Genomic DNA, 12,359 nt, shown 5'->3' on the forward strand with positions numbered 1-12,359 from the left:
CGGCGTGCGAGGCCGCTGCCCGTACGGCTCCGTCGGGTCCGGTTCGCCGGTCGACGCCGGTGCCGGTCGCCGCGTGCGCCCGTATGTCCGCCCCGCCCCCACCCGTACCCCGTTCACGTCACCCCGCGCGGCTCCGTGCCCGTGTGGTGGACGTACTCATGCTGCTCTGCTGCCGGAATCCCAGATTCCGGCGGTGGGAGGCACACCCCACCGTTCGACCTCTCCCGCAAGGCACCCACCACCGTGTTCGACGTCGCCGTCTTCGGCTCGCTGTTCCTGACCCTCTTCGTGATCATGGATCCCCCCGGGATCACCCCGATCTTCCTCGCCCTCACCTCCGGTCGTCCGGCCAAGGTCCAGCGCCGGATGGCCTGGCAGGCCGTCGCCGTGGCCTTCGGGGTCATCACCATCTTCGGCATCCTGGGGCAGCAGATCCTCACGTATCTGCACGTCTCCGTCCCCGCGCTGATGATCGCGGGCGGTCTGCTCCTGCTGCTCATCGCGCTCGACCTGCTCACCGGCAAGACCGACGAGCCCAAGCAGACCAAGGACGTGAACGTCGCCCTGGTCCCGCTCGGCATGCCGCTGCTCGCCGGGCCCGGCGCGATCGTCTCGGTCATCCTCGCCGTGCAGCACGCCGACAGCGCCGCCTCGCAGGTCTCCGTCTGGACCGCGATCGTCGCCATGCACGTCGTGCTCTGGCTGACCATGCGCTACTCGCTGCTCATCATCCGGGTCATCAAGGACGGCGGCGTGGTGCTCGTGACCCGCCTCGCCGGCATGATGCTCTCCGCCATCGCGGTGCAGCAGATCATCAACGGCGTCACACAGGTGATCCAGGGCGCCTGACGCCCCTGGCGCCCGCCCCCCGGGGTCCTGCCCGCCGGCTCCTGACCTCCCTCGGGAGGTTCCGGCTCCGGACACCACTGCGCCCCCGTACGGATTCCGCTCTGCGAAGTCCATGCGGGGGCGCGGTGCGTGGGGTGGACCCGGCCTGTTACGAGGCCGAGGTCTCGGCGGGGCGGATCCAGATGCGCTGGCCGATCGAGGCGGCCTGCTGCACGATCCGATTGACGGAGGCGGCGTCCACGACCGTGCGGTCGACGGGGGTTCCGTCGACGTCGTCGAGGCGCAGGATTTCGAAGCGCATGGGCTTCTCCCTTCGTCTGAGTTGATCCTCCTGGTGGAGAACTGCGTTACGTATGGGTCCAACGACATGCATCCTGCAAACATTCCTTACGCTAAGGAAATTTTTCGGATGACTAACTACTGGCGGGTAGGAGAGTGTGGCGGCCCGGCCTCCAGCGGCGGAGAATGAGCCCCGTATGAACAACGCAGAGACCACCGACGCACCCATCGACGCGACCGCCGGAGCGACCGTCGACGACACTCCCGACGAGGCCGCCGGCGCCGAGCCGCATCCGATGGACGACCGCCTCCGCGCGCTCGACGCCCGCGTGGAGCGCACCAACGAGCTCCTCCAGCGGATGCTGGCCGAGGTAGCCAAAACCCCTTCCACCCACGCCATCTTCGTCGACGCAGGTTACGTCCATGCTGCGGCCGGGTTGCTGGTGGCGGGCACCGAGGACCGGCGCTCCTTCGACCTCGACGCCGAGGGGCTGATCGAGGCCTTCATCGACAAGGCCCGCACGATCTTCGCGGACAGCAGGCTGCTCCGCGTGTACTGGTACGACGGCGCCCGGCGCCGGATCCACACCCCCGAGCAGCAGGCCATCGCCGAACTCCCCGACGTCAAGGTGCGCCTCGGCAACCTGAACGCCAACAACCAGCAGAAGGGCGTCGACTCCCTCATCCGCACCGACCTGGAGTCCCTCGCCCGCCACCGCGCCATCAGCGACGCCGCCCTCGTCGGCGGCGACGAGGACCTCGTCTCGGCCGTCGAGGCCGCCCAGGGGTACGGCGCCCGCGTCCACCTCTGGGGCATCGAGGCGGCCGAGGGCCGCAACCAGGCCGAGGCGCTCCTCTGGGAGGTCGACAGTCAGCGCACCTTCGAGCTCGACTTCTGCCGGCCGTACGTCACGCGCCGCCCCGTCACCACGTACGAGAACGAGGGCGAGCCCCCGCCCTCCCGTGAGGAGGTCCGCTTCGTCGGCGCCCAGATCGCCGCGACCTGGCTCGCGGAGCGCGGCCGGGACCGGCTCGCCGAGCTCCTGCCCGGCGCGCCGTACCTCCCCGGGCCGGTCGACCAGGACCTGCTCGTCGAGGCGGAACGCCTGCTCAGCCGCTCCCTGCGCGGGCACGCCGCACTCCGCCGCGCCCTGCGGGACGGTTTCTGGCAGCACCTCAAGGCGCAGTTCTAGTACCGGCGGGCGGGCTGGATGGCGCGCGGCGGGCTGGATGGCGGACGGGCCGGACGGCTAGGACGCGGTACCGGTTCCCGCCCCCGCGCCTGCCCCCGCACCGGCTTCCGGGCCGGCTTCGCGGGCGGCGGCCCGCTCCCAGAAGCCGGTCAGGCGGTCCGTCAGTTCGCGCGGGTGCGAGACGTTGGGGGAGTGGCCGGCACCCGCGACCACCGTGTGGTGCGCGCCGGTGCGGGCCGCCGCCGCGGCGAGCTCCGCCGGCGGCCAGACCATCTCGTCCGCCCCGTACGCGATGTGCAGCGGCATCCGCAACCCCAGCAGCTCCGCCGTACCGTCCGGATCGCTCAGCAACAGCCGTCCCGCGCCCGCTAGTTGGGAGATCCGGGTCCGCATCCAGCGCCGCCGCAGGAAGCCCACGAGCTCCGGCGCGTCCACCGCGCCCGGCTCCTCGCCCCGGCTGTCCAGCCAGCACATCGCCTCCCAGACCCGCTCCTTGGGAAGCAGCGCCAGCGAGCCCCGCAGCACCCTGACCCGGATCCGCTGGGGCCTCGCGACCCGGCCGGGACCCGAGGAGAGCAGGGTGAGGGAGCGGAAGGCGCCCGGCGCGAGCGTCGCCGCCGCGCGGGCCACCAGGCCGCCGAAGGAGTGGCCGAGCAGATGGACGGGCCCGTCGCCGAGGGCGGCGGCCTGCGCGACCGCGTCGAGGGCGAGCGCCTTGCGGCGGTACGCGGCCCGGCCCCGGGGGCCGGGGCTCTCGTGCTGGCCCCGCCCGTCCACGGCCACCGCCCGGTATCCGGCCTCGCTCAGCGGCGCGAGCAGCGCCAGGAAGTCCTCCTTGCTGCCGGTGTACCCGGGCAGCAGCAGCACCGTCCCGCGCCGCTCGCCGACGGGCGTCGCGTCGAGGACGGCGAAGTCGCCCCGCGCGGTCACGAGGCGGCGGGCGCGGGTGCGGGGCGGCAGTGCGAGGGAACGGGGCTTGCTCATATCTGGACTGTAACGGCGGGGAGCGGAGGAGGCTCGGGGGCCCGTCCCGCCCGGGAGGCCGCCGTGACCGGCAGGCGAGGAGCGAACGCGGGACGGATGCCGAGGGGTCTGCGGACCGCATGCCGCGGGGTCTGCGGATCGCATGCCGAGGGGCGGCGCGTGGGGTCTGCGGACCGGTGGCCGAGGGGGCGGGCGCGCGGGGCGATCGGCGGGGCGGGCTGGCCCCCGGAGGCCACAACGCCGTGCGGCCCGGTCCCTGGGGAGGGACCGGGCCGCACGGGCGTTACGCGGTGGGGCTCAGCTCTCGGCCTTGGCCGCAGCCTTCTTCGTGGTGCGGCGGCGCGGAGCCTTGGGGGCCTCCTCGGTCGCCGGAGCCTCGACGGCTTCGGCGGCCGCGGCCTTCTTCGTCGTACGACGGCGCGTCGGCGTCTTCGGCTCCGAGGCGTCGGGCGCCTCGGCGGCGACGGCCTTCTTCGCCACGCGGCGACGGGGAGCCTTGGGGGCCTCCTCGGCAGCCGGGGCCTCGACGGTCTCGGCGACGACCTCGGCGGCCGCGGCCTTCTTGGTCGTACGACGAGCACGCGGAGCCTTGGGAGCCTCCTCGACGACCGCCTCGGCGGCGGGGGCCTCGGCCACCGCGGCCTCGGTCGTCACCGGGGAGCCGGCGGCCTTGCGGGCGGTGCGGCGGGCGCGCGGAGCCTTGGGGGCCTCCTCGACGACCGGCTCGGCGATCGGCTCGGCGGCGGGCGCCTCGACCACGGGGGCCTCGGCGGTCACCGGGGAGCCAGCAGGCCTACGGGCGGTGCGGCGGGCGCGCGGAGCCTTGGGGGCCTCCTCGACGACCGGCTCGGCGATCGGCTCGGCGGCGGGCGCTTCGGCCACGGGGGCCTCGGCGGTCACCGGGGAGCCGGCAGCCTTGCGGACCGTGCGGCGACGGCGCGGGGCGGGAACCTCGGCCGTGACCTCGGCGGTCTCGACGACCGTGGCGGCGGGCGCCTCGACGACCGGCTCCGCGACGGCCTTCTTGGCCGTACGGCGGCGCGGGGCCCTCTTCGGCTCCGCCGGGGCGTCCACGGGCGCCTCGACGACCGGGGTGACCGGGGCGGCGGGCGCCTCGACGACCGGGGTGACCGGGGCGGCGGGCGCCTCGACGACCGGAGCGTTCCGCAGGGCGGCCGCGGCGGTCTCCACCGTCTGGAAGGAGACGGTGTCCTCGACCGGCCGGATCACGCGGGGGCGGCGGCGCGGTGCCGGGGCAGCCTCCCGGGCCACGCGGGCCGGGGCGGCGGGCACGGCGGTCACGGCCTCCGGGCGGGCGGCGCGGGCACGACGACGAGGAGCCTTCGGCTCCTCCACCGGCGCCGCGGCGACGGGCGCCGGAGCGGCCTCGGCCACCGGAGCGACCCGAGTCGCCTCGGCCACCGGAGCGACCCGAGTCGCCTGGGCCACCGGAGCGGCCTGGACGGTCTGGACGGTCTGCGCGACCGGAGCGGCGCCGGGGCCGCCCGTACGGGTACGGCGACGGCGGCGCGGAGTACGCGGGCCGGACTCGGCCGGGGCGTCCTCGGTCACCGAAGCGACCGAAGCGACCGAAGCGACCGGGGCGACCGAAGCGGCCGGAGCCGCCGACGTGGTGGCCGGAGCCGTCGACACCGGGGCGTCACCGAACTCGCTGCCGCCACGGGTGCGCCGACGCTGACGCGGGGTCCGCGTACGGGCCGGACGCTCCTCGGTCTTCTCGGCCGGCTTCTCGGTCTTCGGGCCGCGCCCACGGCGTCCGCCGGGCTCGCCCAGGTCCTCCAGCTCCTCCGCGCCCAGACCCGCACGGGTCCGCTCGGTGCGGGGCAGGATGCCCTTGGTGCCCGCCGGGATGTCCAGCTCCTCGTAGAGGTGCGGGGACGAGGAGTACGTCTCGACCGGGTCGTGGAAGTCCAGCTCCAGCGCCTTGTTGATGAGCTGCCAGCGCGGGATGTCGTCCCAGTCGACCAGCGTCACCGCCGTACCCTTCGCGCCGGCGCGGCCGGTGCGGCCCACGCGGTGGAGGAAGGTTTTCTCGTCCTCCGGCGACTGGTAGTTGATGACGTGGGTGACACCTTCGACGTCGATGCCTCGGGCGGCGACGTCGGTGCAGACGAGGACGTCCACCTTGCCGTTGCGGAAGGCACGCAGCGCCTGCTCGCGGGCGCCCTGGCCGAGGTCGCCGTGGACCGCGCCGGACGCGAAGCCGCGCCGCTCCAGCTGCTCGGCGATGTCGGCCGCCGTGCGCTTCGTACGGCAGAAGATCATCGCGAGCCCGCGGCCGTTGGCCTGCAGGATGCGGGAGACCATCTCCGGCTTGTCCATGTTGTGCGCGCGGTAGACGTGCTGCTTGATGTTGGCGACGGTCGCGCCCTCACCGTCGGGCGAGGTGGCCCGGATGTGCGTGGGCTGCGACATGTAGCGGCGGGCCAGGCCGATGACCGCGCCCGGCATGGTGGCCGAGAACAGCATGGTCTGACGCTTGGCCGGAAGCATGTTCATGATCTTCTCGACGTCGGGCAGGAAGCCCAGGTCGAGCATCTCGTCGGCCTCGTCCAGGACGAGGACCTTGACGTGCGAGAGGTCGAGCTTGCGCTGGCCGGCCAGGTCGAGCAGACGGCCGGGGGTGCCGACGACGACGTCGACGCCCTTCTTCAGCGCCTCGACCTGGGGCTCGTACGCGCGGCCGCCGTAGATGGCCAGTACGCGGACGTTGCGCACCTTGCCGGCGGTCAGGAGGTCGTTGGTGACCTGCTGGCACAGCTCACGGGTCGGGACGACCACGAGCGCCTGCGGGCCGTCGGTCAGCTGCTCGGGCTTCGCCCGGCCGGCCTCGACGTCCGCGGGGACGGTCACGCGCTCCAGGATCGGAAGGCCGAAACCGAGGGTCTTGCCCGTGCCGGTCTTGGCCTGGCCGATGACATCGGTGCCGGTGAGGGCGACCGGAAGGGTCATCTCCTGGATGGGGAAGGGGGTGACGATGCCGACGGCCTCAAGGGCCTCGGCCGTCTCGGGAAGGATTCCGAGCTCTCGGAAAGTCGTAGTCAGGGTGCTGCCTCTTCTGTGGACGCGGCGCGAGGCGAACGAAGGGGGTCGTACCGTGCCGGGATACTTCCGGCCGGATCGGGAAGATCACTGCCGGGTGGCACGGGACCACTGCCGTCGCTCGAGCGTCGTACCGCTGAGGTGACCCTTCCGCGGGTCCGCCGGAAGGGCTGTCGGGCCGGAGCCGATCGGGCCACCGACCGGGCATCCTCATTCATGAGTCGGCCCACCGGATACGTCCGAACGTGCGAAAGCATGTCCGCATACTCAGCAGGCGCTTTATCACTGTACCCCGGAATCGCGCATGTGTGTCGGGAGAAAACGTGATGAGGGCACGGTCACACTGACTGACCAGGCCCTTCCCGGTGCCGAGAGCGGGCTATTGTGCGCTGCATGGAGACGCCTGACAACGCCACACCCACCGGGATCGCCGCCGAGGACTGGGCCACGGCATCCGCCGAGCCCCAGTACCGCGCCGCCGTGATCGACCTCCTCGGCGCGCTGGCCTACGGAGAGCTGGCGGCCTTCGAGCGGCTCGCCGAGGACGCCAAGCTGGCGCCGACGCTCGCGGACAAGGCGGAGCTGGCGAAGATGGCCTCGGCCGAGTTCCACCACTTCGAGCAGCTGCGCGACCGGCTCGCCGCCGTGGACGCCGAGCCGACCGCCGCGATGGAGCCCTTCGCCAAGGCGCTCGACGACTTCCACCGCCAGACCGCGCCGTCGGACTGGCTGGAGGGCCTGGTCAAGGCGTACGTCGGCGACTCGATCGCGAGCGACTTCTACCGGGAGGTCGCGGCCCGGCTCGACTCCGACACCCGCGGGCTCGTCCTGTCGGTGCTCGACGACACCGGCCACGGCAACTTCGCCGTGGAGAAGGTCCGCGCGGCCATCGACGCCGACCCCCGCGTCGGCGGACGGCTCGCGCTCTGGGCGCGCCGTCTGATGGGCGAGGCGCTCTCGCAGGCCCAGCGCGTGGTCGCCGAGCGCGACGCGCTGTCGACGATGCTGGTGGGCGGTGTCGCGGACGGCTTCGACCTCGCCGAGGTCGGCCGGATGTTCTCCCGGATCACCGAGGCCCACACCAAGCGCATGGCCGCGCTCGGTCTGGCCGCGTAGAGCCTGTCGTACGTGGTCGGGCGGCGCTGTTCACGCCGCCGCTGATCGTCGCAGCCGGCGCGAGGCCGGGCGGATCAGCAGCGAGAGCAGCACCGCCGCCACCGCCACGGCGCCGATCAGCGTGGCGAGGAAGTGGCCGGGGCCCAGCGCCCCGTGGGTGACGAGTGCGCCGAAGACTCCGCCCACCGCGCCGGTGGCGAGGACGGTCCCCCGGGAGGGGAGGCGGTCGGCCAGCCGGTGCGCGGCTGCCCACGCCAGGGCGAAACCGAGCAGGGCGGAACCGAGGGCTTCCAGGAACACGGCGGATCACCTCGCGAGTGGTGCGGGGCGGGTGGTGCGGTCGTAGCCCTCCTACCCCAGGCGTCCGGAACGCAATCCTCCCGTACCCCCTGACGTGCCCGTTCGGGCATACGAAAGGCCCGGCGGACCGAGACGGTCCGCCGGGCCTTTCTCATGGATCCGGGACTCAGAGGGCGCCGAAGCCCACCCGACGCACGGCGGGCTCGCCGAGCTCCACGTACGCGATCTTCTCGGCGGGGATGAGGATCTTGCGACCCTTCTCGTCCGACAGGCTGAGCAGCTGCGCCTTGCCGGCCAGTGCGTCGGCCACCGCGCGCTCCACCTCCTCGGCGGACTGCCCGCTCTCCAGAACGATCTCCCGGGGTGCGTGCTGCACGCCGATCTTGACCTCCACGGCTATGTCCCTCCGAACGGTCAGCGTTGCGCGATCTACCCGCGCCGTACGCTGCACACATTAGCCCGGTGAGGGGACGCGTACGGCTCAGCCGCAGCACGCCAGGAGCGAACAGCCCGCGGGAATGTTCCGTGGAGGCCCTGTCCGGTGGAGGTCCTCACCGGTTCTCGGCGCCCATCAGCGGCCCCCGGCGCTCCTCACCGGCCCTCGGCGACCTTTCAGTGGCCCTCGGCGCTCAGCTGGCCGTCGACCGGGTGCAGCGGGAAGCCGGCGATGCCGCGCCAGGCGAGCGAGGTCAGCAGCCCCACGGCCTTGTCGCGGGGGATCGGGGACTCGCTGGACAGCCAGTAGCGGGCCACGACCTGGGAGACGCCGCCGAGCCCCACGGCCAGCAGCATCGACTCGTCCTTGGAGAGGCCGGTGTCCTCGGCGATGACGTCGGAGATCGCCTCGGCGCACTGCAGGCTGACCCGGTCCACGCGCTCGCGCACGGCCGGCTCGTTGGTCAGGTCGGACTCGAAGACCAGCCGGAAGGCGCCGCCCTCGTCCTCGACGTACGCGAAGTACGCGTCCATCGTCGCCGCGACCCGGAGCTTGTTGTCCGTGGTGGAGGCCAGGGCCGTGCGCACCGACTGCAGGAGGGACTCGCAGTGCTGGTCGAGCAGGGCCAGGTAGAGCTCCAGCTTCCCGGGGAAGTGCTGGTAGAGCACCGGCTTGCTGACGCCCGCCCGCTCGGCGATGTCGTCCATCGCGGCCGAGTGGTACCCCTGGGCGACGAAGACCTCCTGGGCCGCGCCGAGCAGCTGGTTCCGTCGGGCACGTCGCGGCAGGCGCGTGCCCCGGGGGCGTGCTGCCTCTGTCTGCTCGATGGCGCTCACGCGGCCTCCCAAGAATCGTTCCATGCGCGCTGTCGCGCCGCGCCGCCATCGTACTTTTGGGTAACCCGGCTGTGCGCGGTGCGAACGCAGAATTTCACGGACCGGACGCCCTGGTCGACAGTCGATTCAAGGTTAAACCGAACAAATCAGCGGTAGTCGGCTTTCCCCTTAGTACGCGGCTTCCCGGATTTCCGGCGCTACTCAGCGGTAGTCGTCCTCGTCGAGGGTGACCACCCGCGCCTGGTCGGACGCGTCGGCCTCGTTCGCCGACTCCTGTTCGACATGGGTGCGGTGCTCGTCCTCGCGCTGCTGCAGTTCGGTGTGCTGCTCGGCCGCGTCGGCCTCGGGAATCTCCTGGTCGAGCACGACGTCCTCTTCCTCGGCGAATGTGTCCGGCTCGCTCGGATCGACAGTCATGCTGTTCCTTCCGGCGCGCGGGGTCCGCGGTCCTCTCCGATGGCCCTCCCTATGAGCGTAGGAGCACACGCGCCCCGCCGCACACGCACTTGTGACGGCACCCACACACGCCGCCGCGTGATCGTCTCGTAATATTGCGGCCATGTCCTCGACCGAGCTGCCGGAAACCCGGACCGCCGCCGCACCGCAGGCATCGCGGAGCCGCGCCGTACGGGTCGCCGACGGCGAGGAGCTCCGCTCCGTCGCCCTCCCCGGACTCACCCTCACCGTGCGCGCCCGGCCCGGCACCCGTCCCGGTCTGCCGCCCGCGCTGTACGTCCACGGCCTCGGCGGTTCCTCGCTGAACTGGTCCGCGCTCATGCCGCTGCTCGCGGACCTCGTCGACGGCGAGGCCGTCGACCTGCCCGGCTTCGGCGACTCGCCGCCGCCCGACGACGGCAACTACTCGGTCACCGGGCACGCCCGGGCCGTCATCCGGCTCCTCGACGCCGGCGGGCGCGGGCCGGTCCACCTCTTCGGCAACTCGCTGGGCGGCGCCGTCGCCACCCGCGTCGCCGCCGTCCGGCCCGACCTGGTCCGGACGCTCACCCTCGTCGCACCGGCCCTGCCCGAGCTGCGCGCCCAGCGCACCGCCTGGCCGACCGTGATGCTCGCGGTGCCCGGCGTCGCCTCGCTCTTCGCGAAGCTCTCCCGGGACTGGACGCCCGAGCAGCGGGTCCGCGGGGTGCTGTCGCTCTGTTACGGAGACCCCGGCCGGGTCACCGACGAGGGCCTCCGGCACGCCGTGGAGGAGATGGAGCGCCGCCTGGAGCTCCCGTACTTCTGGGACGCGATGGCCCGCTCCTCGCGCGGCATCGTCGACGCGTACACCCTCGGCGGGCAGCACGGACTGTGGCGGCAGGCCGAGCGGGTACTCGCGCCGACGCTGCTCGTCTACGGTGGTCGCGACCAACTCGTCTCGTACCGGATGGGCCGGAAGGCCGCCGCCGCCTTCCGCGGCTCGCGCCTGCTGACCCTGCCGGACGCGGGGCACGTGGCGATGATGGAGTACCCCGAGACGGTCGCCCAGGCCGCACGGGAACTGATCGCCGATGACGGCGGGAGCTGATCCGGGGCGTGGGACGACATAGTCGCAAGGGCCCCGCGCCCTCGGCGAACGACACCGGGCGGAGCGCGGCGGCCGGACGGCCGGCGGGGCCGGCGGAGGCGCCGGGCGGGGCGGCACGGGGAGCGGCCGGGCAGGCCCCCGGCGCGACCGGGCAGGCCTCGGGCACGGGGCGCCGCCGCAGGGCGCCGGGCGGCGGCCCGGACACGGCGGGCACGCCCCCGTACGGGACACCCGGGTACGGGACCCCCGCGTACGGGGCGCCCCAGGGCGGACCGCAGGCGTACGGGACCCCCGCGCAGGGGACCCCGGCGTACGAAGGCCCCGGATACGGCGGTCCCGGATACGGCGGGCGTGGACGCCAGGCTCCCGCGTACGGCGCTCCCGGGTACGGCGGTCAGGCCTACGGCGGCGGGGACACCCCGGCGCACGGAACCCCCGGCACCCCGGCACACGGCATCCCCGCCTACCGGACCACGTCCGTACGCGGCGGGCATCCGCAGCACGACGAGGACGCCGCCCCGCGGCCCGAGGGGTACGGCCCCCGGCACGGCGCGCACCGGTCCACCGGACCCGAGCGGACCGCACCCCCGCAGGGCTCTCCCGAACACACCGCGTCCGAACAGGCCGCGCCCGGGGCGCCGTTCATCCCCGGCCCCCGGCGCGAGAGCCTCCCCGACACGGAGTCCCCGGCCGAAGGGGAGGCCGGCAGGACCTTCCGGGGCCGCACCCTGACCGGCATCGCGGCCGCCGCCGTCATCACCGTCCTCGCCGTCGTCGTCGCCGGACAGGTCGCCGACCGGGAGGCGGCCCCGCCCGTCGCCCGGGCCGCCGACGGGCCGGCCGAGCGGGCCTCGGGGGACGGCTCCGCCTCCCGCTCCGACGACCGGATCGCCCCGACCCGCCCGGCGTCCGCCGCTCCCTCCGCGTCCGCCGCGGCGCCTGCGCCGACGTACGAGCAGCTGATGACCCGGCAGTTCCCGATCGACCCGAAGCTGGACGGCTCGGGCGAGTTCGCGGCCGTACCGGGCGTCCAGAAGGCGCCCGGCAAGGGGCGTCTGGTCCGCTACCGGATCGACGTCGAGAAGGGCATCGGACTCGATCCCGGTCTCTTCGCCGCGGCCGTGCACAAGACCCTGAACGACAAACGCAGTTGGGCCGGTCAGGGGGCGATGACCTTCGAGCGGATCTCCACCGGGGAGCCCGAGTTCGTCATCACGCTCGCGAGCCCCGTCACCACGGGGGAGTGGTGCCGGAAGTCCGGACTCGACACGACCGTCGACAACGTGTCCTGCGACTCCGCCCAGACCCCACGCGTGATGATCAACGCGTTCCGCTGGGCGCGGGGCTCGGAGACCTTCGGGCCGAAGGCCATGCACGCCTATCGCCAGATGCTCATCAACCACGAGGTCGGACACCGGCTCGGCCACGGACACGTGAACTGCGGCACGCCCGGCGCGCTCGCTCCCGTGATGCAGCAGCAGACGAAGTCCCTGCGGATCGACGGAATCGCCTGTCGTGCCAACCCCTGGGTGTATCCGGGAAGTTGATGTTCCGTCCGGCCCGGCGGTGGTCACATTCCGAGACGCGTGTCTCAGGAATCATTGAACGCGCGTTGACATCGCGCGTGTGTTCGTAGATATTTCTCGGCATGTCGCACCGTCACGTCGCCTTCGATCGCGCCGCCATTGAGCTGGCGCTCATCGGCGTGACCGGGCACGCCGTCTCCGACGTTCTCTGTAGCTGACGCCTCCCCCGGGCCCTCCCGCCCGGGTGGTACC

Annotated in this window: 13 protein-coding genes; 6 read left to right on the forward strand and 7 right to left on the reverse strand. The window is 73.3% G+C overall.

Translation table 11 applies throughout. From position 1 onward, the window contains the following. The first annotated feature begins 243 nt into the window (after positions 1–243). Complete coding sequence (locus OG361_RS26190) at positions 244–849, forward strand: MarC family protein (protein ID WP_405857321.1); 606 nt, start codon at positions 244–246, stop codon at positions 847–849. A gap of 148 nt (positions 850–997) precedes the next feature. Here the strand turns inward: OG361_RS26190 and OG361_RS26195 are convergent, their stop codons facing one another. Beyond that, positions 998–1,150: a hypothetical protein gene (locus OG361_RS26195; protein ID WP_104860408.1), complete on the reverse strand. Its 153-nt coding sequence runs from the start codon at positions 1,148–1,150 to the stop codon at positions 998–1,000. A 274-nt stretch (positions 1,151–1,424) separates the two neighbouring features. On the opposite strand from OG361_RS26195, the gene OG361_RS26200 reads away from it, so the two are divergent. Beyond that, on the forward strand, positions 1,425–2,321 hold the full coding sequence (locus OG361_RS26200; RefSeq protein WP_384577136.1) for an NYN domain-containing protein: 897 nt from the start codon (positions 1,425–1,427) through the stop codon (positions 2,319–2,321). Positions 2,322–2,378: 57 nt separating this feature from the next. Here the strand turns inward: OG361_RS26200 and OG361_RS26205 are convergent, their stop codons facing one another. After that, positions 2,379–3,305 carry an alpha/beta fold hydrolase gene (locus OG361_RS26205; RefSeq protein ID WP_405857323.1) on the reverse strand — a complete coding sequence of 309 codons (927 nt, stop codon included), beginning with the start codon at positions 3,303–3,305 and terminating at the stop codon, positions 2,379–2,381. A 297-nt stretch (positions 3,306–3,602) separates the two neighbouring features. Continuing rightward, complete coding sequence (locus tag OG361_RS26210; RefSeq protein ID WP_405857325.1) at positions 3,603–6,278, reverse strand: DEAD/DEAH box helicase; 2,676 nt, start codon at positions 6,276–6,278, stop codon at positions 3,603–3,605. A gap of 483 nt (positions 6,279–6,761) precedes the next feature. Here OG361_RS26210 and OG361_RS26215 point away from each other — a divergent pair, with 483 nt between their 5' ends. After that, positions 6,762–7,484 carry a ferritin-like fold-containing protein gene (locus OG361_RS26215; protein ID WP_317598878.1) on the forward strand — a complete coding sequence of 241 codons (723 nt, stop codon included), beginning with the start codon at positions 6,762–6,764 and terminating at the stop codon, positions 7,482–7,484. 30 nt (positions 7,485–7,514) lie between these two features. Here OG361_RS26215 and OG361_RS26220 read toward each other — a convergent pair whose 3' ends face one another. From OG361_RS26220 to OG361_RS26235, 4 genes are all read right to left on the reverse strand, one after another. Then, positions 7,515–7,784 carry a hypothetical protein gene (locus OG361_RS26220; RefSeq protein WP_405857327.1) on the reverse strand — a complete coding sequence of 90 codons (270 nt, stop codon included), beginning with the start codon at positions 7,782–7,784 and terminating at the stop codon, positions 7,515–7,517. Positions 7,785–7,950: 166 nt separating this feature from the next. Beyond that, complete coding sequence (locus tag OG361_RS26225; RefSeq protein ID WP_030207540.1) at positions 7,951–8,178, reverse strand: DUF3107 domain-containing protein; 228 nt, start codon at positions 8,176–8,178, stop codon at positions 7,951–7,953. A gap of 218 nt (positions 8,179–8,396) precedes the next feature. Next, the gene (locus tag OG361_RS26230) at positions 8,397–9,056 is read right to left on the reverse strand and encodes a TetR/AcrR family transcriptional regulator (protein ID WP_384573935.1); all 660 of its coding nucleotides are present in this window, start codon (positions 9,054–9,056) and stop codon (positions 8,397–8,399) included. 201 nt (positions 9,057–9,257) lie between these two features. Beyond that, on the reverse strand, positions 9,258–9,473 hold the full coding sequence (locus OG361_RS26235; RefSeq protein ID WP_405857330.1) for a hypothetical protein: 216 nt from the start codon (positions 9,471–9,473) through the stop codon (positions 9,258–9,260). Positions 9,474–9,615: 142 nt separating this feature from the next. Here OG361_RS26235 and OG361_RS26240 point away from each other — a divergent pair, with 142 nt between their 5' ends. From OG361_RS26240 to OG361_RS26250, 3 genes are all read left to right on the forward strand, one after another. After that, on the forward strand, positions 9,616–10,581 hold the full coding sequence (locus OG361_RS26240; protein WP_405857332.1) for an alpha/beta fold hydrolase: 966 nt from the start codon (positions 9,616–9,618) through the stop codon (positions 10,579–10,581). 8 nt (positions 10,582–10,589) lie between these two features. Further along, positions 10,590–12,128, forward strand: a complete 1,539-nt coding sequence (locus tag OG361_RS26245; protein WP_405857334.1) for a DUF3152 domain-containing protein — start codon at positions 10,590–10,592, stop codon at positions 12,126–12,128. 101 nt (positions 12,129–12,229) lie between these two features. Continuing rightward, entirely contained in the window at positions 12,230–12,325 is a 96-nt protein-coding gene (locus tag OG361_RS26250; protein WP_384573922.1) for an Ms4533A family Cys-rich leader peptide, read from the forward strand. The last annotated feature ends 34 nt before the right edge of the window (positions 12,326–12,359 follow it).

It is taken from the genome of Streptomyces sp. NBC_00090 (genome assembly GCF_045160815.1).
Classification (GTDB): Bacteria; Actinomycetota; Actinomycetes; order Streptomycetales; family Streptomycetaceae; genus Streptomyces.

Coding starts and splice junctions, on each gene's coding strand:
- OG361_RS26205 (WP_405857323.1), bottom strand. CDS start 3,305: ATGAGCAAGCCCCGTTCCCTCGCACTGCCGCCCCGCACCCGCGCCCGC.
- OG361_RS26215 (WP_317598878.1), top strand. CDS start 6,762: ATGGAGACGCCTGACAACGCCACACCCACCGGGATCGCCGCCGAGGAC.
- OG361_RS26195 (WP_104860408.1), bottom strand. CDS start 1,150: ATGCGCTTCGAAATCCTGCGCCTCGACGACGTCGACGGAACCCCCGTC.
- OG361_RS26210 (WP_405857325.1), bottom strand. CDS start 6,278: ATGACCCTTCCGGTCGCCCTCACCGGCACCGATGTCATCGGCCAGGCC.
- OG361_RS26250 (WP_384573922.1), top strand. CDS start 12,230: ATGTCGCACCGTCACGTCGCCTTCGATCGCGCCGCCATTGAGCTGGCG.
- OG361_RS26240 (WP_405857332.1), top strand. CDS start 9,616: ATGTCCTCGACCGAGCTGCCGGAAACCCGGACCGCCGCCGCACCGCAG.
- OG361_RS26200 (WP_384577136.1), top strand. CDS start 1,425: ATGGACGACCGCCTCCGCGCGCTCGACGCCCGCGTGGAGCGCACCAAC.
- OG361_RS26235 (WP_405857330.1), bottom strand. CDS start 9,473: ATGACTGTCGATCCGAGCGAGCCGGACACATTCGCCGAGGAAGAGGAC.